General features: G+C 68.7%; 19 protein-coding genes. 6 read left to right on the forward strand and 13 right to left on the reverse strand.

What is annotated here, in order from left to right; translation table 11 throughout:
- Positions 1–44 precede the first annotated feature (44 nt).
- From A4F85_RS08570 to mltG, 6 genes are all read right to left on the reverse strand, one after another.
- The gene (locus A4F85_RS08570) at positions 45–788 is read right to left on the reverse strand and encodes an ankyrin repeat domain-containing protein (RefSeq protein ID WP_063326317.1); all 744 of its coding nucleotides are present in this window, start codon (positions 786–788) and stop codon (positions 45–47) included.
- Positions 779–1,591 (reverse strand): TatD family hydrolase, encoded by an 813-nt coding sequence (locus A4F85_RS08575; protein ID WP_063326318.1) that lies wholly within the window; start codon positions 1,589–1,591, stop codon positions 779–781. The genes A4F85_RS08570 and A4F85_RS08575 overlap by 10 nt, the downstream gene beginning before the upstream one ends.
- Before the next feature lie 83 nt (positions 1,592–1,674).
- A complete protein-coding gene (locus A4F85_RS08580; RefSeq protein WP_012205228.1) occupies positions 1,675–2,034 on the reverse strand; it encodes a PilZ domain-containing protein in 360 nt (119 codons plus the stop codon).
- 144 nt (positions 2,035–2,178) lie between these two features.
- Entirely contained in the window at positions 2,179–3,228 is a 1,050-nt protein-coding gene (locus A4F85_RS08585; protein ID WP_063326319.1) for a DNA polymerase III subunit delta', read from the reverse strand.
- Entirely contained in the window at positions 3,225–3,911 is a 687-nt protein-coding gene (gene tmk, locus A4F85_RS08590) for a dTMP kinase (RefSeq protein ID WP_063326320.1), read from the reverse strand. The genes A4F85_RS08585 and tmk overlap by 4 nt, the downstream gene beginning before the upstream one ends.
- Positions 3,912–3,980: 69 nt before the next feature.
- A complete protein-coding gene (gene mltG / locus A4F85_RS08595) occupies positions 3,981–4,982 on the reverse strand; it encodes an endolytic transglycosylase MltG (protein WP_082848168.1) in 1,002 nt (333 codons plus the stop codon).
- Between the two features lie 46 nt (positions 4,983–5,028).
- Between mltG and ygfZ the strand changes: the two genes are divergently transcribed.
- Positions 5,029–5,976: a CAF17-like 4Fe-4S cluster assembly/insertion protein YgfZ gene (gene ygfZ / locus A4F85_RS08600; RefSeq protein WP_063326322.1), complete on the forward strand. Its 948-nt coding sequence runs from the start codon at positions 5,029–5,031 to the stop codon at positions 5,974–5,976.
- A 35-nt stretch (positions 5,977–6,011) separates the two neighbouring features.
- Here ygfZ and A4F85_RS08605 read toward each other — a convergent pair whose 3' ends face one another.
- A complete protein-coding gene (locus A4F85_RS08605; protein WP_063326323.1) occupies positions 6,012–6,875 on the reverse strand; it encodes a YbgC/FadM family acyl-CoA thioesterase in 864 nt (287 codons plus the stop codon).
- A 60-nt stretch (positions 6,876–6,935) separates the two neighbouring features.
- Positions 6,936–7,940, reverse strand: coding sequence for an alpha/beta hydrolase (locus tag A4F85_RS08610; protein WP_063326324.1), 1,005 nt, complete (start codon positions 7,938–7,940; stop codon positions 6,936–6,938).
- A gap of 300 nt (positions 7,941–8,240) precedes the next feature.
- Here A4F85_RS08610 and A4F85_RS08615 point away from each other — a divergent pair, with 300 nt between their 5' ends.
- On the forward strand, positions 8,241–9,377 hold the full coding sequence (locus tag A4F85_RS08615; RefSeq protein WP_012205221.1) for an iron-containing alcohol dehydrogenase: 1,137 nt from the start codon (positions 8,241–8,243) through the stop codon (positions 9,375–9,377).
- Positions 9,378–9,384: 7 nt separating this feature from the next.
- Here the strand turns inward: A4F85_RS08615 and A4F85_RS08620 are convergent, their stop codons facing one another.
- The 3 genes from A4F85_RS08620 to A4F85_RS08630 all read right to left on the reverse strand — a co-directional run bounded on the left by A4F85_RS08620 (position 9,385) and on the right by A4F85_RS08630 (position 13,915).
- Positions 9,385–12,012, reverse strand: coding sequence for an AI-2E family transporter (locus tag A4F85_RS08620; RefSeq protein WP_063326325.1), 2,628 nt, complete (start codon positions 12,010–12,012; stop codon positions 9,385–9,387).
- 145 nt (positions 12,013–12,157) lie between these two features.
- Positions 12,158–13,060 carry a sensor histidine kinase gene (locus A4F85_RS08625; protein WP_231890499.1) on the reverse strand — a complete coding sequence of 301 codons (903 nt, stop codon included), beginning with the start codon at positions 13,058–13,060 and terminating at the stop codon, positions 12,158–12,160.
- A 75-nt stretch (positions 13,061–13,135) separates the two neighbouring features.
- Entirely contained in the window at positions 13,136–13,915 is a 780-nt protein-coding gene (locus A4F85_RS08630; RefSeq protein ID WP_012205218.1) for a LuxR C-terminal-related transcriptional regulator, read from the reverse strand.
- A 650-nt stretch (positions 13,916–14,565) separates the two neighbouring features.
- Here A4F85_RS08630 and A4F85_RS08635 point away from each other — a divergent pair.
- The 4 genes from A4F85_RS08635 (at position 14,566) to A4F85_RS08650 (ending at position 18,721) form a co-directional block, all read left to right on the forward strand.
- A complete protein-coding gene (locus A4F85_RS08635; protein WP_012205217.1) occupies positions 14,566–15,051 on the forward strand; it encodes a hypothetical protein in 486 nt (161 codons plus the stop codon).
- Between the two features lie 197 nt (positions 15,052–15,248).
- Positions 15,249–15,572, forward strand: coding sequence for a hypothetical protein (locus tag A4F85_RS08640; RefSeq protein ID WP_224985943.1), 324 nt, complete (start codon positions 15,249–15,251; stop codon positions 15,570–15,572).
- Positions 15,573–15,811: 239 nt separating this feature from the next.
- Positions 15,812–17,449 (forward strand): DUF4384 domain-containing protein, encoded by a 1,638-nt coding sequence (locus A4F85_RS08645; protein ID WP_043820886.1) that lies wholly within the window; start codon positions 15,812–15,814, stop codon positions 17,447–17,449.
- A gap of 39 nt (positions 17,450–17,488) precedes the next feature.
- The gene (locus A4F85_RS08650) at positions 17,489–18,721 is read left to right on the forward strand and encodes an SEL1-like repeat protein (RefSeq protein ID WP_063326327.1); all 1,233 of its coding nucleotides are present in this window, start codon (positions 17,489–17,491) and stop codon (positions 18,719–18,721) included.
- A gap of 20 nt (positions 18,722–18,741) precedes the next feature.
- Here A4F85_RS08650 and A4F85_RS08655 read toward each other — a convergent pair whose 3' ends face one another.
- Both A4F85_RS08655 and A4F85_RS08660 read right to left on the reverse strand, forming a co-directional pair.
- Entirely contained in the window at positions 18,742–19,581 is an 840-nt protein-coding gene (locus A4F85_RS08655) for an HDOD domain-containing protein (protein ID WP_043820881.1), read from the reverse strand.
- A gap of 28 nt (positions 19,582–19,609) precedes the next feature.
- Entirely contained in the window at positions 19,610–21,970 is a 2,361-nt protein-coding gene (locus A4F85_RS08660) for a Tex family protein (protein WP_063326328.1), read from the reverse strand.
- Positions 21,971–22,075 lie beyond the last annotated feature (105 nt).

Below are 22,075 nucleotides of genomic sequence, written 5' to 3' on the forward strand. Positions count from 1 at the left end.
GTGGACAGCAGCGGCACCGGCAGTGCCACCCGCCTGGCTTGCTGCTACCAGCTTCCGCGCGAAGGCTGGGTCTTGCGCTCGGCCTTGATGGCCTTGGTGAGTTTGTCGACCATGTACTGGCGGTCCACCTGCCGGGCAAAGTCGGCGGCGGTGAAGCCGCGCTGGTTGCGAAGGACGACGTCGGCGCCCTCCTTGATCAGCAGGTCCACCACGGCTTCGCTGCTGTATTGGGCGGCCAGCATCAGCGGCGTGGTGCCGTTGGGCGAGTCGGCGTCGATGTAGGCGCTGTTGTCCAGCAGCAGCTTGACGATGTCCAGCGTCTTGGGCAGGTCGGCCGAGGTGGCGTAGTGCAGCGGCGTCCAGCCGGGGCGGTTGACATCGGCGCCCCGGCGTATGAGTTCCTTGACCAGGTCCAGGTGGCCTTTGATGCAGGCCATCATCAGCGGCGTTTCGCCCTGCTGGGAGGCCTCGTTGACCTTGATGCCCGGGGATTTGAGCAGCACGTCGAACACGCCCAGTGAGCCCTGGTGCAGGGCCGCTACCAGGCCCGGGCGGCCGCGCGTGTCGCGGGTGTTGGGGTCGAAGCCGCGAAAGATCAGGTTGACCATGGCGCGCTCGTTGTCGCTGATGATGGCGCGCACGTAATCGTCGTACTGGCTGGCATGCGCCAGCCCGCTGCTGGCTGCGGCCAGGGCCACCACGGCCTGGCCGGCCTGGGCCAGCCAGTGGCGCCGGTGCACGTCCACGCCCATGCCCACGCGGCCACTGGCCGCAGCATTCAGTCGCATGCGACAACCCCCTTGAACAGCTGGTCGAAGTTGGCACTGGTCAGGGCCGCCACGTCCTCCACGGACATGCCGCGCACCTGCGCAATCTGCTGTGCCACGTAAGGCACGTAGGACGGATTGTTGGTCTTGCCGCGATAGGGAACGGGCGCCAGGTAGGGGCTGTCGGTCTCGATCAGCAGGCGGTCGGCCGGCACGAAGGCGGCCACATCGCGCAGGTGCTGGGCGTTCTTGAAGGTGACGATGCCTGACATGGAGATGTAGTAGCCCAGGTCCAGCGCCGCACGCGCGACCTCCATGGTTTCGGTGAAGCAGTGGAACACACCGCCGGCCTGGCCTGCCGAGCCGTCCTCGCCTTCTTCGCGCAGGATGGCCAGCGTGTCATCAGAGGCACTGCGCGTGTGGATGACCAGGGGCTTTTGCGTCTGGCGCGCCGCACGGATGTGCACGCGAAAGCGCTCGCGCTGCCATTCCAGGTCGGCAATGGTGCGCCCGCCCTTGCGGTCTTCCATGCCGTAGTAGTCCAGTCCCGTTTCGCCGATGGCCACCACGCGCGCCAGGGCGGCGCGCTCGACCAGGTCGGCCACGCTGGGCTCGGTCATGTGTTCCGTATCGGGGTGCACGCCCACCGTGGCCCAGAAATTGTCGTGGTCCAGCGCCAGCTGGTGCACATCGCCGAATTCCTCCATCGTGGTGCAGATGCACAGCGCACGCGTGACGCGCGCGGCCGCCATGGCCTCGCGGATCTCGGGCAGGCGGCTTTGCAGCTCGGGGAAATTCAGATGGCAGTGGGAATCGGTAAACATGGAATCTCGTGGTTCAGAAACAGGCATGCCGACCGGAGAGCATTTCCTCCGTGTCGGCATGCGGGCAGAGGCAGGCGCAGGACTCAGACCGTCTGCGTGGCCTTGTCCGATGCCAGGGCCGAGCCCAGGATGTTCTCGATCTTGGCCTTGAGCTCGGCGGACTTCTCGTCCTTGGGGAACTGTATGCCTATGCCCTGCGTGCGGTTGCCCGAGGCGCGCGCGGGCGTGATCCACGCCACGCGGCCGGCCACGGGGTAGCGCTGCGGCTCGTCGGGCAGGGTCAGCAGCACGTAGACATCATCGCCAAGACGGTACTCACGCTGCGTGGGCACGAAAACGCCCCCTTCGGCGAACATGGGAATGTAGGCGGCGTACAGCGCGGCCTTTTCCTTGATCGCCAGTTGCATCACGCTGGGACGGGGTGTGGTGGGTGCGGTGCTCATGGATGGTTTGCAGACATTGGTTCGGTGAGCGGCCGGCGCGATCGGCACCGGGCCCAGGGCCGTAGGTTAACAGGACGGGCTTTCATGTGGCGAAAAGCACCCAGCTGCGCTGCTGCACTGCCGCCACGCCCTGCTCCCCGCGCCTCATCCCCGGCGCTGGCGGGCAGGCTGGCCGGACATGAGCACGCGCCGGGCCTCGGCGGCCAGGGCCTCGGTCATGAGTCCGGCGTTGAAGGGGTGGTCCGCCGTGCGCGCAGCCTGGGCCAGGGCACGTGACCATTCGGCCAGCAGGCCCATGTCCAGCGGCCGCGACGGCAGGTCGGCCGGCGTGAAGTAGCGCGGCGCGGCGCCTGCGGCCAGGGCCATCAGGTCGTGGCAAATCTTCTGCAAGGCCTCCACGGCATGGGGCGGAGCATAGGCGGCCAGGGCCGCCACATCGCCCTTGGCCAGCGCGCGCGGCAACTGGGACCATGCGGCCATGTCCTTGCCGCCACCGCTGAGCGCCAATGCCAGCGCGTCGCCGGGCCGCCCGCCTGCGGCGCGCAGCGCCACGTCGGCAGCTTCCGGGGCCACGCCCTGCCCCTGCAGCCAAGCCAGGGCCTCTTCCTGATCGGGCCAGGCCATGGTGTGGGTCAGGCAACGGCTGCGGATGGTGGGCAGCAGCTGGTGGGCCGCCTCGCTGGCCAGCACGAAGCGGGCATCGCCCGGCGGCTCCTCCAGCGTCTTGAGCAGCGCATTGGCCGTGATGGCGTTCATCTGCTCGGCCGGGTAGACCAGCACGGCCTTGCCGCGCCCGCGCGCGCTGGTGCGCTGGCAGAACTCCACGGCGTCGCGCATGGCCTCCACACGGATTTCCTTGCTGGGCTTGCGTTTCTTGTCGTCGATATCGGCCTGGGCCTTCTCGGGCAGCGGCCAGCCCAGCGCCATCATCTGCACCTCGGGCATGAGCACGCACAGGTCGGCATGGGCGCGCACGTCGATGGCGTGGCAGCTGCCGCAGTGGCCGCAGGCCCCCTGGGGCGACGGCGACTCGCACAGCCAGGCGCGCACCAGCGACAGCGACAGCGCGTACTGGCCCAGGCCGGAAGGCCCCTGCAGCAGCCAGGCGTGGCCGCGCTGGGCCAGCAGGCGCGTGCGTTGCCCGGCGATCCAGGCGGTGTCGGTCTCGGCCGGTTGTGGCAGGGCCTCGCTCATGCCGCACCTGCCTGTCCGCCGACCATGATGGCCAGCCAGCCCCGGCGCACCATGACCTGGGTGATCTGCTGCCAGACCGCATGCCGGCTGGCGTTGGAGTCGATGCGCGCAAAGCGCTGGGGCGCGGCGGCAGCGCGCGCCGCATAGCCCTGGGCCACGCGTGCGAAAAAGCTGCCGGGCTCGGACTCGAAGCGGTCCGGGACACGGGCCGAGGCCAGGCGCTCGGCGGCCACCTCGGCGGGCAGGTCGAACCAGAGCGTCAGGTGGGGCTCGCGCAGCAGATCGGGCTGGGGGGCGGTGCCCGTCTGCACCATGCGCTCCAGCGTGGCCAGCGGCTGCAGGTCGAAGCCCCGGCCCGCACCCTGGTAGGCAAAGGTGGCATCGGTGAAGCGGTCGCAGAGCACAACTTCGCCGCGTGCCAGCGCGGGCTCGATCACCTGCACCAGGTGGTCGCGTCGCGCGGCAAAGGCGATCAGAGCCTCGGTCAGCGGGTCCATGGCGTCGTGCAGCATCAGCGCGCGCAGCTTTTCGGCCAGCGGCGTGCCGCCGGGCTCGCGGGTGAGCGTCACCGTGCGCCCCTGGTCACGGAAAGCCTGGGCCAGCGACGCGATGTGCGAGGACTTGCCGGCGCCATCGATGCCTTCGAAGCTGATGAACAGGCCGGAGGGAGTTGCAGTGGTCATATGGAAAGAGAGGATACGCAAGCGCTGCGCAGAGCGCAGCAGCCCTGGGGAATATCTCAGGGCTTTTGCTCAGGGCTTTTGCTGGCCGCGCTGGTAGCGGTTCACGGCGCGGTTGTGCTCGTCCAGCGAGGCACTGAAATGGCTGGTGCCGTCGCCACGCGCCACAAAGTACAGCGCCTTGGTCTGTCCGGGCTGCACGGCGGCCATGAGGGCGGCCTTGCCGGGCATGGCGATGGGCGTGGGCGGCAGGCCCGCGCGGGTGTAGGTGTTCCAGGGAGTATCGGTCTGCAGGTCGCGGCGGCGCAGGTTGCCGTCGAATTTCTCGCCCAGGCCGTAGATCACGGTGGGATCGGTCTGCAGCAGCATGCCGATGCGCAGGCGGTTGCTGAAGACACCGGCAATCTGTGCGCGATCGGCCGCGCGGCCGGTTTCCTTCTCGACGATGCTGGCCAGGACCAGCGCTTCGTCGGGCGTCTTGAGCGGCGTGTCGGCCGAGCGCAGCGCCCAGACATCGGCCAGGCGCCGGTCCATGGCGTGCAGGGCGCGGCGCAGCACGGCCAGGTCGGAGCTGCCCTTGGCATAGGTATAGGTATCGGGGAAGAAGCGGCCCTCGGGCGCCACGCCCGCGCGGCCCAGGGCCTGCATGAGGGCAGCGTCGTCCATGCCTGCGCTTTCCTGGCGCAGGAATTCCTCGCGGGCCAGGGCGGCGCGCACCTGGCGCCAGTTCCAGCCTTCCACCAGGGTCAGCGCCTTGAGCGATTCCTCGCCGCGCGCGAGTTTTTGCAGCAGCACATAGGGAGTCAGGCCCGTGGTCAACTCATAGTTGCCGGCCTTGATCTGCCGGTCCTGCCCCGAGACGCGGAACCAGGCGTACAGCAGCCGCGCATCGGTCTGCACGCCGGCCTTGACCACTTCGCGGGCCACGCCACGCGGCGTGGTGCCGGGCTCGACCTCCAGCTCCAGCGTGGGCTGGGCCAGCGGCAGCGGCTGGTTCAGCCACCACCAGCCGGCACCGGCCAGCACGGCGGCCAGCACCAGCAACATCATCAAAGCGCGAAAGATAAAGCGCACAACCTCGGTCCAAGCAAGCAATAGAGCGGCTGATCATAATTCAGCCATGACCCAGCCTTTACTGAACGGCATTGCTTCCGTTTCCCATCTCGGCGTGATACGCGCCCTCGGCGAAGACGCCGCCCAGTTCCTGCACGGACAGCTGACCAACGACTTCGCGCTGCTGGATCTGCAGCATGCGCGTCTGTCGGCGTTCTGCACGGCCAAGGGCCGCATGCTGGCCAGCTTCATCGGCTTCAAGCGCAGCAAGGACGAGATCCTGCTGCTGTGCGACCGCAGCCTGCTGGCACCCACGCTCAAGCGCCTGTCCATGTTCGTGCTGCGCGCCAAGTGCAAGCTCAGCGACGCCACGGCCGAATTCACGCTGCACGGGCTGGCTGGCGATGCCGCCGTGCAGGCCCTGGGCCCGGCAGCCGTGCCCTGGACCAAGACCGATGACGGCGACGCCAGCCTGATCGCCCTGTACCCGGCCGCCGGCCAGCCGCGCGCCCTGCGCGTGGCGCCCGTGGGCGCGCCCCTGCCCGAAGGCCCTGCACTCAGCGAGGCCGACTGGCTCTGGAGCGAAGTCGCCAGCGGCATTGCCACGCTGTCGGCGCCTGTGGTGGATGCCTTTGTGCCGCAGATGCTCAACTACGAATCGGTGGAGGGCGTGAATTTCAAGAAGGGCTGCTACCCAGGCCAGGAGGTGGTGGCCCGCAGCCAGTTCCGGGGCACGCTCAAGCGCCGCGCCTACCTTGCCCATGCACAGCAGCCGCTGGCCACCGGCATGGAGGTCTTCACGCCCGAGGACCTGGAGCAGGCCACCGGCACCGTGGTCCAGGCCGCCCCGGCGCCTGGCGGCGGCTGGGACGCCATCGTCTCCATGCAGACCAGCTCGGCCGACCAGCCCCTGCTGGCCCACGCCGCACTGGGCGAAGGCCAGCGCGCCGATGCCGCACAGGCCGTGGCGCTGCAGCTCAAGCCCCTGCCCTACGCGTTGCGCGAGGACATCTGAGATTTGAGCCTTGCACCGCCTGAGCTGCCTGCAGCTCAGGCGGTGAGCACTTTCCTCATGGTGATGTGGGGGATGCCGGCCTCTTCATAGGGCTCGCCTTCCGGCGTGAAGCCCGCGCGCAGGTAGAACGACTCGGCATGGCGCTGCGCATGCAGCACGACTTCGCGGTCGCCGCGCTGGCGGGAGGCTTCGACCAGGCTGTCCAGCACGATGCGGCCCCAGCGGCCGCCGCGCACGCTGCGGTCCACGGCCATGCGGCCGATCCTGCCCGCGCCGGGGCTGTCGCTGACCAGGCGGCCGGTGGCGATCGGCTGGCCCAGGCCGTTGTAGACCACGGCGTGGCGGGCCACGGGGTCGAACTCGTCGATCTCGATCTCGCGCGGCACGCCCTGCTCGTGCACGAACACGGCCAGGCGCAGGCGCTCGGCGTCGCGGCCCAGGTCGTTCCAGCTGCCCGATGCCACGCGCACCACGCTCTGGCCGGCCTCATAGGCCGTGAGCACGTCGCGCAGCTGCTGCGGCACGGGCAGCGGCTGGCGCGTGGTGGCATCGGCGAACACATAGACCAGTTCCACGGTATTGAGCAGTTCCATGCCCCGGAAGATGCCAGCCTCGAACAGCAGCGAGGTATTGCCCTGCCTGGCACAGCGTATGCCCACATGCAGCACGTCGCCCAGCGTGGCCGATGCGTGGTAGGTGGTGGTGGCCTTCTTGACGAACAGCTCGCCGCCCAGGGCCGCGAAGGACGATTCATAGGGCAGGCCCAGCTGGCGCCAGTAGTCGGTGACGGCCACGTCGGCGTACATCAGGTAGTGGGCGTTGAAGACGATCTTCTGGGCGTCCACTTCGGACCAGCGCACTTCGATGCGTTGCAGCGTGCGGAAATCTTGGCGTTGCATGGGGGTGTTTCTCTCCTGTTGTCTTGGGGTGTCTTGGTGTGTTTTGGTGCGTCTTGGCCTTCAGGCTGCGAAGGCGTCGCTCAAGGCGCGCGCCATGTCGGCATGTGCACGGCGCGCTTCGGCAATGGCGCGGCCCATCTTGACGAATTCATGGGTCACGCCCCGATAGATCTCCAGGTCCACGGGCACGCCGGACATGCGCAGCTTGTCGGCGTATTCCACGCCCTCATCCACCAGCGGGTCGCATTCGGCCAGGCCTATCCAGGCCGGGGCCACGCCGTCCACATCGGGGGCCAGCAGCGGGGCAAAGCGCCAGTCCTCGCCGTCGGCGGGGCTGTTGAGGTACTGGGCGAAGAACCAGGTGATGGCAGGCTCGTCGATCACCAGCCCGTGGGCGAAGCGGCGGTGCGAGTCGGTGTCCTGGTTCGCCGTAGTGCCCGGGTAGATCAGCAGTTGCAAGGCCAGCTTGAGGCCGGTGTCGCGCGCATGGATGGCGCAGGCCGCGGCCAGCGTGCCGCCCGCGCTGTCGCCGCCCACGGCCAGGCGCGCAGGGTCGGCGCCCAGCGAGGCCGCCTGCGCGGCCAGCCACTGCAGCGCGTCCCAGGCGTCGTTGTGGGCCGTGGGGAATTTGTGCTCTGGCGCGCGCCGGTAGTCCAGCGAGACCACCATGGCGCCCGACAGATGGGCCAGTTGGCGGCACAGCACGTCGTGCGTGGCCACGCTGCCCACGGTGAAGCCGCCGCCGTGCAGGTACAGCAGCACGGGCAGGCCCGTGGCCGGCGTCTGGCTGCGCTCCACGGGCGCATAGAGCCGCGCAGGCAGCAAGGCGCCATCGCGCGCGGGAATCTGCAGATCCTCGACACGCGGCAGAACCGGCTTGGGAATTTCGAGCACGCCGGCCCCCGCCTCGTAGGCGGCACGTGCGCCCTCGGCGCCCAGCTGGTGCAGGGGCGTGCGCGCGGCACGCTCCATGCGGCGCAGCACATCGCGCATCTGGTGGGTCAGGGACGCCGGCAGCGGCGTGGCATGGGAGGAGGATTCAGTCTGGGGCACGTTCAGGAGCACGTTCAGGGACAGGTTCGGTAGCGACTATCTGGCAAGGCAATTCGGTGCGACCGGCGAGGTGCGGCCGGCCAGGTGCAGCCGACCAGGCACGGCAGGCACGGCGCAGCAGGCATTGTGCCGCGAGCACAAGGCCCTGGCAGCCATGCGATGGCAGCGCATGCCCGCGCTGTCGCCCCCGCGACCGCCGCAGCGCCCTCTCAGGGTTTGCTTTGTTTGCAGTGCAGCACGCGCGGTCTAGATTCGGCGCACTCCCCCTGATCCCCACCATGGGCCGCAACGGCCCGCAACGAGTCACCGACCATGGCCTTCATCAACTACGTCACCCAGATCCAGTTTGACTTCGGCGCCGTGCGCCTGTTGCGCCAGGAGTGCGAGCGCGTGGGCATCACGCGGCCGCTGATCGTCACCGACCAGGGCGTCAAGGCCGCTGGCGTGCTGCAAAAGGCGCTGGATGCGCTGGGCGGCATGCCGCATGCGGTGTTCGACCAGACGCCCTCCAACCCCACCGAGGCCGCCGTGCGCGCGGCCGCTGCCATCTACCAGGAGCAGCGCTGCGACGGCCTGATCGCCGTGGGCGGCGGCAGCGCCATCGACTGCGCCAAGGGCGTGGCGATTGCAGCCACGCACGAAGGGCCGCTATCGCACTACGCCACCATCGAGGGCGGCTCGCCGCGCATCAGCGAGCGCGTGGCCCCGCTGATCGCCGTGCCCACCACCAGCGGCACGGGCAGCGAGGTGGCGCGCGGCGCCATCATCATCGTGGACGACCACCGCAAGCTGGGCTTTCACAGCTGGCACCTGGTGCCCCGTGCCGCCATCTGCGACCCGGAACTGACCTACGGCCTGCCCGCCATGCTGACGGCCGCCACGGGCATGGACGCCATTGCCCATTGCATGGAGACCTTCATGGCGGCGGCCTTCAACCCGCCTGCCGACGGCATTGCGCTCGATGGCCTCACGCGCGGCTGGGCCCACATCGAGCGCGCCACGCGCAACGGCCAGGATGCCGAGGCGCGCCGCCAGCTGATGAGCGCCAGCATGCAGGGCGCCATGGCCTTCCAGAAGGGCCTGGGCTGCGTGCACAGCCTCAGCCACAGCCTGGGCGGCGTGAACCCGCGCCTGCACCATGGCACGCTGAACGCCATGTTCCTGCCCGCCGTGGTGCGCTTCAATGCCGAGGCAGAGAGCGTGCGCGCCGAACAGCGCCTGCAGCGCATGGCCCACGCCATGGGCCTGGACTCGGGCAGCGACATTCCCGAAGCCATACGCGACATGAACGCCCGCCTGGGCCTGCCCACGGGCCTGGCGGCCATGGGCGTTGAGCGCGCCCAGTTTGCAGCCGTGATCGGCGGCGCGCTCAAGGACCATTGCCACGGCACGAACCCGCGCCTGGCCAGCGCCGACGACTACGAGCAGATGCTGGCCACCTCGCTGTAAGCGGGACTCAGCCGCCAGCACTCGGTTGGGGTGTTGTCGATGGTGACGACGATGGTGGCTGGGGTGTAGTTTGGGATGTCAATTGCGCCGAAGTTTGTGCAGGCTCCTGCACCGGAGCCGGTGCAGCGCCAGCTTCCATCATCCGGCGCACCTCCACGTTCTGCATCAACTGCTCGGCCATGACGCCCAACAGCTCCAGATCGGCCGCCGAGACCTCGCGCGGCGCGTCGTCCATGATGCAAAAGCTGCCCAGCACCGTGCCGTGGCGGTTCTTGAGCGGCACGCCCGCGTAAAAGCGCAGCCGCATCGCCTGCAACGCGGGGTTGCCGGCAAATCGGGGGTCGCGCGCGGCGTCATGCACCACCAGGGCGTCACCGCCATGGACCACGTAGGAGCAGATGGACTGCGCACGCGGCATACCGGCGGAAGCCGGGTCGCCCTGGTCCGCCACCAGCAGGCTGCCGGGCGTGTGCACGCGGTCGGCATCGACCCATGAGACCTGGGCCCATTTCACATCGAAGGCATTGGCGGCCTGCTGGGCTGCCTCGTGGTACAGCGACGGCAGGCCGGGCCCGAGCACGCCGCTGTCGTGCAGCTGGCGCACGCGCTGCGCGTCGTCATCGGGAATGGGCGCGGCCAGGCCCTGGCCTGCCGCGTCAGGCAGGCGCAAGGCGTCCACCCACAACTGCAGCTCGCGCAGGCCGGACACGCAGGCGGCGGCGCCGCAGCGGCGCGCGAACTCGGGGTCGGACACCACGGCCGGCGCATTCCACAGCGCCAGCACCACGCGCAGGTGCGGCCAATGGCGGCGCACGCGGCGCATCAGTTGGCGCACCACGGTCTGGGGCTGGGTGCTGAAGACGGACAGCACCAGCAACTGCGCCTCGGCCAGGGCCTGGGCTCCTGCGTGGCCTTGCGGCAGGCCGCCCTGCCCCGGTCCCATTTGGCGCCATTGCGGGTCGGCGGCCAGGGCCCAGTCCGAGCAGCTGACCACGTGGCCGCGCAGCGCCTCGCTGTGCGCCACCATGGCGGCGGCCAGGGCATCGACCTCCCAGCGCGCGCCCACGCAATGGATGCGCAGGGCGCGCGTGGCCAGGGCCGCAGCGGGCGCCGGATGGCTTTCGCGCAGTTCCTCGATCAGGGCATCCATCCCGCTGGACAGGCGCAGCCGGTGTTCGGCCGTGGCCGATTCCAGGTGCTGCTGCGTGGCCAGGCGCAGTGCGGGGATGGCCACCTCGTCATAGAAACCGGCCACTGCGGCCGAGCGTTCGTCCGGCGAGGCGCGCGCCGGCAGCCTTGCGTCCACCAGTTCATGCGCCAGCGTGACCGCGTCTTCCACGTCGTCGGCCAGCAGGCGCTGGTACAGGCGCTGGGCCGGCCCCAGCACGGGCGAGCTGCCCAGCAGCACTTCCATGAATTGCAGCGCCGGGATGTAGCGCCCCAGCACCAGCAGGCAGACCGTCAGCGGGGTGGACAGGATCAGCCCTATCGGCCCCCACAGCGCCGTCCAGAAGGTGGCCGACACGATGATGGACAGCGTGGACAGGCCCGTGCTGCTGCCGTACAGCCAGGGCTCGATCAGGTTGTTGCTGATCAGCTCCAGCGCCATGATCAGGCCCAGTGTCATCAGCAGCATCTGCCAGCCCGGGTCCACGGCAAAGGCCAGCGCCAGCGGGAAGGCGGCCGAGATCATGGCCCCCACATAGGGCACGAAACGCATGATGGCCGCCAGCACGCCCCAGAGAATGGCGCCCGGCACGCCAATGAACCACAGCCCCGCCGCCATGGGCAGTCCGTAGGTGATGTTGACGACGAACTGCATGCGCAGGTACTTGCCTATGCGCTGCGAGGCCTCGTCCAGCGCGTCGGTGGCCACGTGCAGGTTGCCGCCCATCAGGCGCAGCAGCCTGTCGCGCAGGTCATCGCGGTCCAGCAGGATGAGGATCACGAACAGCAGCACGATGCCGGCCATGGTCACGGGCTCGGCCACGCGGCCCAGCCACTGCAGCATGCGCGCCGTGGGCTTTTGCTCGGGCGACTGGATCTCCACCTTCTGCACGCGGGGCGTGGTGGCGCCGCGCGATATCTCGCGCTCCACGGTGTCATAGGTGCGCAGCGCGCCGTCCCAGGCACTGGGCATGTTGGCGTTCCTGCGCAGGCTGCGCAGCTTGTCGCGGATGGTGTTCTGGTAGGTGGGCAGATCGGCGCTGAGCTGCTGCACCTGGCTGCCCAGATAGGTACCCATTCCCGCCAGCGTCGCCAGCGCCATGACCACCACCAGCAGCGTGGCCGCCATGCGCGGCATGCCCCAGCGCTTGAGCCGGGAGACGGCCGGATCCAGCAAAAAACCGAACAGCAGCGCCAGCGCCAGCGGAATCAGCAGGCCCTGGCCGAAATACAGGCCGGCAATGACGATGCTGGCCACCAGCAGCCCGGTGAGCAGGCGCAGCGCGGGCACCATGTCGGCCAGCTGTGCCAGGCCCGGCAGGGCCGAACGCACGCTGCGCGCGAAATCGGCATGGGTGGCGGCATGGGTGGCGGAATTCGCGGCTGCATTGGCAGCATTGGCGCCTTCGGTGGCTGCAGGAAGGGCCTGCCGTGAAGGCGACGGCGCAGGGTCGGAATGTGGGTTCATGGAAACGGGATGTCAGGGCTGGGATGCAGGTATGGATACTGCCTCACATCCGCATATCGGGGGATTGCACAGCGCGCCGCAGGCCTGCCCTGTCAGCGGGCACCGCAATTGCCGGAACGCCGTTGCCGCCGGCGCATCGGCCCGATCACCAGCGCACACGCACCACGGTACCCCCACCGGCCCGCGGCAGGATGTCCAGCACAGCCCCGATGGCATGGGCGCGGCGATGCATGCCTGCCAGGCCCATGCCCTGCAGGCCAGGCGGGATGGCACCCTGCGCAGGGCCAGGGTCGGAAGGCAGGCCGCAGCCGTCATCTTCCACGCGCAGTTCCCAGTGCAATGCACGCCGGGCATCGCGGCCAGGGCTTGCAGCATCTGCACGATCCACCGGCTCCAGCACCAGCCACAGCGTGGTGGCGCGCGCATGCTGCAGCGCATTGCTCACGGCCTCCTGGGCGATGGCCAGCAACTGCTGGGACGGCTGGCCACGCGGCAAGTCTGGCAGGTCGGGCAGGTCTGGCACCCCGCGCAGCCCGGCGGCGGCATGCGGATCGGCCACGCTCCAGCAGATGCGCATGCCGCGCCGGTCCAGCACGGGCTGCAGCCGGTGGCGCAGGCGCGCCAGCCGCACGGGCAAGGCGTCTTCCATGGCGTCCATGGCATCCACCATGAGCCGCAGGTCCAGCAAGGCCTGCTCCAGCAGTTCCTGCGCCTGGCGCTGGCGGGTCTCGCGCGGGTCCAGCAAGGCCATGGCATGCACCAGCAGCCCGCCCACGCCGTCGTGCAGGTCGGCGGCAATGCGCCGGCGCTCGGCCTGCACTTCGCGCGAGGGCCGGGGACTGCGCCGGCGTCGCCACAGCAGCAGCCTGTGCAGTCGCCGGGCGCCCATGGCGCACAGCAGCGCCGTGGATACCAGCAGGGCCAGGCTGGCCAGGCTCAGCCACGGCGGGGCCTGGGCGCCCGCCTGCCATAGCCAGGCGCACAGGCCCAGCATCTGCAGCAGGCCCAGGGCCAGGCAGATGGCCAGCGTGCGAAGGGGATCTTTCATGGCCAAGCCGTGCCAGGCGCGGCCGCCATGGCCCGGGCGGCGGCAGGCCGCTGCGGGCAGGACGCCGCCCCAGGATCAGAACAGGCCGCGCAGCGATGCAAAGCGTACCGCCTGGGCGCGTGTGCGCACCTGCAGCTTGCGGTAGATGTTCTTGATGTGCGTATTGACCGTCATGGCGCTGATCATCAGGCGCGAGCCGATCTCGGCGCTGGTGTAGCCGCTGGCCACCATGCGCAGCACCTCGCGCTCGCGGGTGGACAGGCGGTCTGCCTCGTCGGGCGTGCGGCGCTTGGGCTCGGCGCCCTGGGTCTTGTCGAAGCGCTGCAGCAACCTGCGCGCCAGGCTGGGGGTGACGGATGCGCCGCCATTGGCCACCTGCAGCACTGCCTGCGGATAGTTGCCGAACCAGGAGTTCTTGACGAGGTAGCCCGTTGCGCCCAGCTCGAAGGCGCGCAGCACCTGTTCGTCGTTTTCCATCACGGAGATGATGACGGCCTCGGCCGTGGGCCTCACGGTCTTCATCATGTCCAGCAGCTCGAAGCCCTCGCCGTCACCCAGGTTCAGATCCACCAGCATCACGTCGAATTCATGCTGGCGGATGGCCTTGCGCCCGTCGCGCACGCTGCCGGCCTGGGCCACGACCAGAGTGCGCGGGTCGTTCATGATTTCCTGCGCAATGACCATGCGGATATGGGCATCGTCGTCCACCAGCAGCACCCGCACGGGCTTGTCGGGCTGGCCCGCCAGGTAGTCGGGCCACATGGCAGAGCTCAGACCTGTGCCCAGCATGCCCTGGGCGCGAGGGGACTCGGCGATCAGGGGTCGGGCATCGGCGGGAACGTCGGATGGATTCATGCTGCTCTCCTCAAATGTCACGCCATGTGTATGACGCAACCGATCACAGACTTGCCTTTCCACATTAAGAGAAATCGCAACCGATATCCACAATCTTTGACGAAGTTTGTGAAAGATTGCGTAGATTACAAATTAACACCTTTGTGTGAGGAATCGACTACGGAGTTTCCTGAACGCCGGTCCGGCAGATCTTGCGGATCCAGACACCGCGCCTTCAATCCCGCCCTGTGACAAAGGCCGATCCCGCCTTTGTTGCGGCCGCCGGCCTCAGGTGCGTGCACTTCGATACACCAGGTTGCCCAAAAGCCCCCGCACCCGCCGAAACGGCGACCCCAAGCAAAGCTGCAACCGTGAATTTTCTGTCGTTACACCTTGAAACTACCCAGATCCATTCATCGCGCACGGCTGCCGTTTTAACGCGATGCAGCCTGCCTGCAAACGGCTTGGGTGGGTAAGTACCCGGCAAGTGGATCAGCGCTCATGGCTACCCCGGACAAGAGATGGAACGGACGGATCTCCCCGAGCACATTGGAGTCCAGACAACGAGCAGGGGTCCAGGGAGACAAAGCCGGAAACCTCCGCAAAGTGTCTGCAAAACGGGTGCTTACACACCTCTTCCTGATAGTCCGATTCTTCATCAAGGAGCCATCATGAAATCGCTTGCAATTCTTTCCCTGAGCTTGATCGCAACAGCTGCCATGGCAGGCCCCATGGGTGGTGGCGGCGGTGGCGGCAGCGGCGGCGGCAGCAGCAGCTCCCAGATCGAAATCAATGGCCCCAGCGTTCAGGTCACCCTGCTGAACAGGAGCGGCGTGCTGAACGTGGCAACGGGTGGTGGCAAGGCCTCCCAGAACCTGGCCAGCAATGCAGGCAACGTGACCATCGATCGCAGTGGCAGCTCGCTGCAGGTCGTCGCAGCCACCGGCAGCGGCATCCTGAACAAGGCCGATGGCTATAGCGCAGTGGCCGTCAACAACCTGGCCTCCAACTATGGCGAAGTGGACGTGAAGAGCACTTCGATCCAAGTGGTGGCTGCCAAGAACTCCGGCATCATCAACTACGCCGGCAACGGTTCCATGGCAGTGCAGAACATCTCCAGCAACAACGGCTGCGTGACCTGCTACAACAACCACTGAGCCTGGCTGCCGGACGAAGGAAACTGCCGGGCGGCCCCAGGCCACCCGGCGGCACCTTCCCGGCGAAGACCCAGCTCACCGCACCAGGAGAGCCCACCATGCACACCGCCGCCCATCTCTGTTCGGCTGCCCTATTGGCCTGGCTCGCCCTCGGAGCGAACCCCCTTCATGCAGCGGCCCCCGGCGAAGACCCGGTGGTGCTGAACAAGCCCGTCGACTACCTCAGGCTGCCCACGGCCAAGCAGCCGACATCGTCGGGGCTGGACACCGTCACCGACATCCCCATCAATGTCAAGGCCAAGATCGCGCGCTACGAAGCCATGTCCATGACCAATGCGCCCGGTATCTCCACCGAGGCGAACGTGGTGACCACGACCACGACGAGCAGCACGGGCATGCAGCGCACCTGCACCCAGGACCTGGCCAGCAACACCAACGCCAGCGCATTCAACCGCTATGGGCCCCAGACCAAGGACCAGATCGTGGTCCTCAAGGGCGACCTGGTCAACGTCTGCCGCTAGCGCGACACAGGGCGGCCAGCCTTCGGGCCGCCCACCATTTCTCGATCCCCCATTTCCGGCGCCGACGCCCGTGCGCGCCTGTGCCCTGGCTCGCCGTTTTCCAGCAGAGGTCCATCATGCGCAACCGCCTTCCATCGCCAGGACTTCCCCGCCCCGATGCCGCGCTGCAGCCGGCACTCGGCGGCCATGCGGACGACCGTGGGACTTTCCGCCAGCGATGGTCCGGCAGACAGGGTTGCATGCGGGCCATTGCCTGCGCCGTCTCGGCGTCCATCGTGCTGCTGTCGGGCTGCGCGCCGCTGGATGCGCGCAAGGACGCCAAGTACCTGGACAAGGTCTATGCGGCCGACCGCCCCGTGGTGCGGCCGGTGCGCTCGATATCGAGCTTTTCCGACTCGCTGATGTGCATGGACAGGATGTTCCGCAACAGCCACATGCCCACGGTGCTGATCACCAGCAAGCAGCTGCCCGACTACTCGGGCCGCGTGGCCGTGGCCGCCAAGGAGATGGTGGTCACCGCCCTGTCCCAGATGTCGCGCGTCAGCAGTGCCTTCCGCTACGTGGACTATGAGGTGGACATCGCCCGCCAGGATACGGTGCAGAACCTCACCACCATCTTGCTCAACAACAACCAGATCCAGCTGCAGCGCCCTGCCCTGTATGTGTCGGGCGCCGTGTCCTTCATGGACCAGAACGTGCTGCGCAACAACGTGGACATAGGCACCAGCGCCTCGCGCCTGGAAACCGGCTACAGCGCCAACCGCAGCGGCGCCGTGCTGGGCATGGAGCTGCACCTGGGCGACTTCCGCACGCGCACCATCATCCCGGGCCTGGATTCGGCCAACGAGGTCGTCATCGGCAACGGCAGCCAGGGGCTGGACCTGTCCGGCCGCATCGGCACCTACGGCGTGCAGTTCAGCGTGGGCCGCGACTATGCCCAGGGCTCGGGCCCGGCCGTGCGCACCCTGGTCGAGCTGGGCATGATCGAGCTGCTGGGCAAATGGTCGCGCCTGCCCTACTGGCAATGCCTGACGCTGGACCAGACCCACCCCGACTTCCAGCGCCAGCTGCGCGACTGGTACGAGGAAGGCGAAGCCGGCATCCACCAGGAACTGGTGCGCCAGTCGCTGATCAGCAAGGGCTATCTGCCGCCGGACGCCCCGGCCTTCACCGCAGGCAACCCGCAGTGGCGCGAGGCCATAGGGCGCTTCCAGGCCGACAGCGGCATGGTGGTCAACGGTGTGGTGGACTTCAACACCTACGAGCGCGCACTGCGCGACTTCGTGGCCGTGGGCGCCGATGGGCACATCACGCGCATTGGCTGGAACACCAAGAGCGCAGCGCCGGTCACCACCGCCTCCGAGAACGTGGCCGTGGGCACGGGCGACTACCGCTACGGCGCCCCCGCGCCCGACCGCAAGCTGGACCTGTGGGTGGAGAACATCACGCCCACCCGCACCTCCTTCGAGACGGGTGAGCAGCTCTTCCTGTCCACCACCGTGTCGCGTGCCTCCTACCTGTCGTGCTTCATGGCGGGCGCCGATGGCGAGGTCACCCGGCTGGTGCCCAACGACGTGAACCGCTCGGGCTGGATCACCGCCGCCCAGTCCGTGCGCCTGCCCGACTGGATGAGCCCCAACCCCGGCTATGTGATCAACGCCGGCCCTCCCGGCAAGGAAGGCGTGGCCTGCTTCGCCACCGAGCAGAACATGACCGACAAGCTGCCCACGCTGCTGCAGGGCAAGGCCTTCATCGCCATCCCGGGCATGCGCTCCCTGGAGGATGTCAACCAGTACATGGCCAGCTCGCTGGGCGCAGACGGGTACACCGGCTCGGCCCGCTTCTGGCAGGTGGTGCCGGCCCAGGCCAAGCGCTGATGCACGGTGCGGACCACAAGCCAACCAGAGGCACCTGCCATGCCCTCCAGCGCTCATGAAACCTCGCCGCGGCGGCGCCGCGGGCTGCGCCTGACCGCCAGGCTTGTGCTGCCCGGGCTGCTGGTGGTGCTGCCCGGTCTGGCGCCCGCCGTGCTGCCGCATGTGCAGGCGGCAGCCCGCTTCACGCCGGTCATGCCCATCCGGGTGGCGACGGCCAGCGTGTACGGCTCCCAGCCGGGCACCAGCAACATCACTTCGACCTCGGATACCGCCCAGCAACGGGCCCTGTCCCAACTGCGCAGCCGCGCCGAAGGCAAGGGCGTGAGCCCGGCCACGCAGCGCGAGGCGCAATGGGTCATGGGCCTGCTGGCACTGCATGGCATTGCCATGGCCCAGGACGGGCCACAGGCCAGGACCTGGTTCGAGCGTGCCCAGCGCGCCGGCCATCCGCTGGCCAGCGCGGGACTGGCCTGGTGCGCCATGGACGGCTGCGGCCAGCCCCCCGATCCACCGGCCGCAAGGCCCTGGATCGCCCAGCTGGCCAAGACCGACCCGGCCCGTGCGCAATACCTGGAATGGCTGCTGGCCCGGCGCCTGGCGCCGCTGTCCACGGCCGAGCCCGTGGGCGAGGCCTTGACCGTGGCAGGCACGCCCGACCAGGAGCTGCTGCAGCGCGCGGCGCGTTCGGGCAGCCCCGGCGCCCAGCTCGAATGGGGCCTGGCCCTGCTCGCGCAGGACGAGCCCGAGGCCGCCCTGCGCCAGTTCCGCGCGGCGGCGCCGCGCTCATCCAGCGCGGCGACCAATGCGCAGATGCTGGGCGACCGCATGCGGCCCGCAGGCCAGCTGGTGTCGGCCCAGGGCACGTCTGCCCCGCCTGCGGCGCAGGGGCCGCAACGACTGCAGCGCACGCCGGAGTTGCGGGGCTCGCCCAGCGAGCAGGACATCCAGGTGCGCCAGCCCGTCACGGCCCAGCAGCAGTGGGAGCAGGCCCAGCGCTATCACCGTGGCGAAGGCGTGCCGGCCAACTACACCGAGGCCCTGCGCCTGTACCAGCAGGCGGCGTCCCACGGCCATGTGGCATCGCGGCGCATGCTGGAGTTGATCTATTCGCGCCCCGCACAGGGCGGCGGTGTGGACATTGGCTGGATGCAGCAGCTGGCACGCATCGACCCCATGACCATGCAGCCCATGGCGCCCATCAGCCCCGCGCCCTACCGGCGCGACCCCACGCCGCTTTTCGACATGGTGCCGGCGCCCTGGCACCGGAACTGACGCTGGCCCTGGGTCCTGCCCTAAAGCAGCACATCCAGGCCCGTGTCGGCCATCCAGTCCACCGGGTCCTGGCGCAGCACCATGTCGATGTCCAGGCCTAGGGCCACCCCCACTTCGCCGGGAAAGCTCACGGCCAGCGCGCGCTCGCCCCATTGCGCCTCGCGCGATCGGGCGCGCCAGGCGGCGATGTGCAGCACGCAGGCCAGGGGATCGAAGCCGGGCTGGGCCAGCGGCGCGTGCAGGTGCTGCAGCGCGTCGGCCAGCAGCGGCGGAAGATTCCAGCGCCGTGCCAGGCCTGCGCTGACATGGCTGTATGCGTAGCCGCACAGCCGCATCTCCAGTTCGGCACGGCGCGGGTCCAGCGGACCGACCAGCTCGGAGATGGTGGCCGCGCGGCCGGGATCGATCATGTGCATGGCCAGCTCGCCCAGCCCGTGCAGCAGGCCTGCCGCATAGGCCGCCGTGGGGCTGGCCTGCACCGTGCCGGCCAGCGCGCGGGCCACGCGTGCGGCATCCACGCTGTAGCGCCAGAAGGCCGGCATGGCCACGCCCGGCACGGCATGCGTGCCCACGCCCAGCGGCATGCCCCGCACGATCTGGCGCAACTGCGCGGGCGCCAGCAGGGCCAGCGCCTCCGGAATGCCGGTGACACGGCCCGCCATGCCGAAGACCGGGCCGTTGGCCTGCGCCAGCAGCCCGGCAGCCAGCGCGGGATCGGCCGCGAACAGCTGGCTCAGCCGGCGCAGGCTGGGCTGCTCGGGCACCAGCTCGCGCAGCAGCAGGGCCACAATGCGCGGCTGCGCCGGCAGGGCCAGCGTCTGGGTCAACAGCGTCTGCAGATCCAGTGCGTGCGCAGCCATCGCGTTTCCTGCCTTGCCCTGCCCGGCCTTACTTGCGGGTCTGCAGCTTGGCGAAGGCCGAGGCCATGGCCGACTGCTGCGCCGGCTCGGGCGCGCGGCGCTGGCCGCCCTGATGGCCCTGGCTGCCCCGGCCTGCGCTCTCGAAGCGGTTGTCACGGGGGCCGTCGCGGCGCGCGGGCGCCGCATCCAGCTTCATGGTCAGGCTGATGCGCTTGCGCGCCACATCGACCTCCAGCACCTTGACCTTGACGATCTGGCCGGTCTTGACGACCTCGCGCGCGTCCTCGATGAACTTGTGGCTCATCTGGCTGACGTGGACCAGGCCGTCCTGGTGCACGCCCAGGTCCACGAAGGCGCCGAACTGGGCCACGTTGCTGACCGTGCCCTCCAGCGTCATGCCTTCCTTGAGGTCCTTGATGTCTTCCACGCCGTCATTGAAGCGGGCGACGACGAAGTCCGGGCGCGGATCGCGGCCGGGTTTTTCCAGCTCGCACAGGATGTCCTTGATGGTGATGGCGCCGAACTGCTCGTTCACGAACTGCTCGGCCTTCAGGCCCTTGAGCACCTCGGAGCGGCCCATGAGCTGGTCCACGCTCTTGCCCGTGGTGGCAATGATGCGTTCGACCACGGGATAGGTTTCCGGGTGCACGCCCGTCATGTCCAGCGGGTTGTCGCCGCCGCGGATGCGCAGAAAGCCTGCGGACTGCTCGAAGGTCTTGGCGCCCAGGCCAGCCACGTCCATCAGCTGCTTGCGGCTCTTGAAGGAGCCGTTGGCATCGCGCCAGCGCACCACCGACTTGGCCACGCTGCCCGACAGGCCCGAGACGCGCGACAGCAGCGGCGCCGAGGCCGTGTTCAGGTCCACGCCCACGGAGTTCACGCAGTCCTCGACCACGGCATCGAGCTGGCGCGCCAGCTCGCTCTGGTTCACGTCGTGCTGGTACTGGCCCACGCCGATGCTCTTGGGGTCGATCTTGACCAGCTCGGCCAGCGGATCCTGCAGGCGGCGCGCAATGCTGGCGGCGCCGCGCAGGCTCACGTCCACATCGGGCATTTCCTGCGAGGCGAACTCGCTGGCGGAATACACGGAAGCGCCGGCCTCGCTGACCACGACCTTCTCGATCTGGCGGTCGGCCTTGCTGGCGATCTTGATCAGGTCGGCCGCCAGCTTGTCGGTCTCGCGGCTGGCCGTGCCGTTGCCGATGGCAATCAGGTTGATCTGGTGCTTTTCGACCAGGCGGGCCAGCACGGCCAGGGAGCCGTCCCAGTCGCGGCGCGGCTCATGCGGGTAGATGGTGGTGGTGTCCACCAGCTTGCCCGTGCTGTCCACCACGGCCACCTTGACACCCGTGCGGATGCCCGGGTCCAGGCCGATGACGGCGCGCTGGCCCGCAGGCGCGGCCAGCAGCAGGTCGCGCAGGTTGTCGCCAAAGACCTTGATGGCCACCTTCTCGGCGTCTTCGCGCAGGCGCGAGAACAGGTCCCGCTCGGTGGACAGGCTCAGCTTGACGCGCCAGGTCCAGGCCACGCACTTGCGGATCAGGTCGTCGCTGGCGCGCTTGGCGTGGCTCCAGCCCAGGTGCAGGGCGATCTTGCCTTCGGCCAGGCTGGGCTGGCCGGGCTCGGGCTCCACGGGAAGAACCAGCTTGGCCTCGAGGATTTCCAGCGCGCGGCCGCGGAACACGGCCAGGGCGCGGTGCGAGGGCACGCGGCCAATCGGTTCGTCGTACTCGAAATAGTCGCGGAACTTGGCGACCTCGGGGTCGTTCTCGTTCTTGGCCTCGATCTTCTTGGAGCGCAGCAGGCCGTCTTCCCACAGCCATTCGCGCAGCTTCTGCACCAGCGCCGGGTCTTCGGCCCAGCGCTCGGACAGGATGTCGCGCACGCCATCGAGCACGGCGAAGGTGGTGGAGAAATCGGGGCCCGGCTTGCCGTCGTCCAGGGTGGTGGCGGGCTTGCAGAAGGCCTCGGCCTCCTTGTGCGGGTCCAGCGTGGGGTCGGCAAACAGCTTGTCGGCCAGCGGCTCGATGCCGAATTCCTTGGCAATCTGGCCCTTGGTGCGGCGCTTTTGCTTGAAGGGCAGGTAGATGTCCTCCAGCTCCTGCTTGGTGGGCGCATTGGCAATGGCCAGGCGCAGCGCATCGGTCAGCTTGCCCTGCTCGTCGATGGCCTTGAGCACCGTGCCCCGGCGGTCTTCCAGCTCGCGCAGATAGCCCAGGCGTTCGTCGAGCTGGCGCAATTGCGCGTCGTCCAGGCCGCCGGTCACTTCCTTGCGGTAGCGGGCGACGAACGGAACCGTGGCTCCGCCATCAAGCAATTCGACCGCAGCACCCACTTGCTGCGGCTTGACATTCAGTTCTGCGGCGATTTGGCCAATGATTTTTTGCATTCGAGAGGCGCCCCGTGGCGTGGAATCCGGAAAGCGGTCAAGTGTGCCACACGCGATTCGGGCCGGGCCGCTCACGGCCCGCCCGCAAATGCAAGCATTTCTTGC

Origin of the sequence: Delftia sp. GW456-R20 (genome assembly GCF_001622915.1) — a bacterium.
In the GTDB taxonomy this organism is placed as follows: domain Bacteria; phylum Pseudomonadota; class Gammaproteobacteria; order Burkholderiales; family Burkholderiaceae_C; genus Comamonas; species Comamonas acidovorans.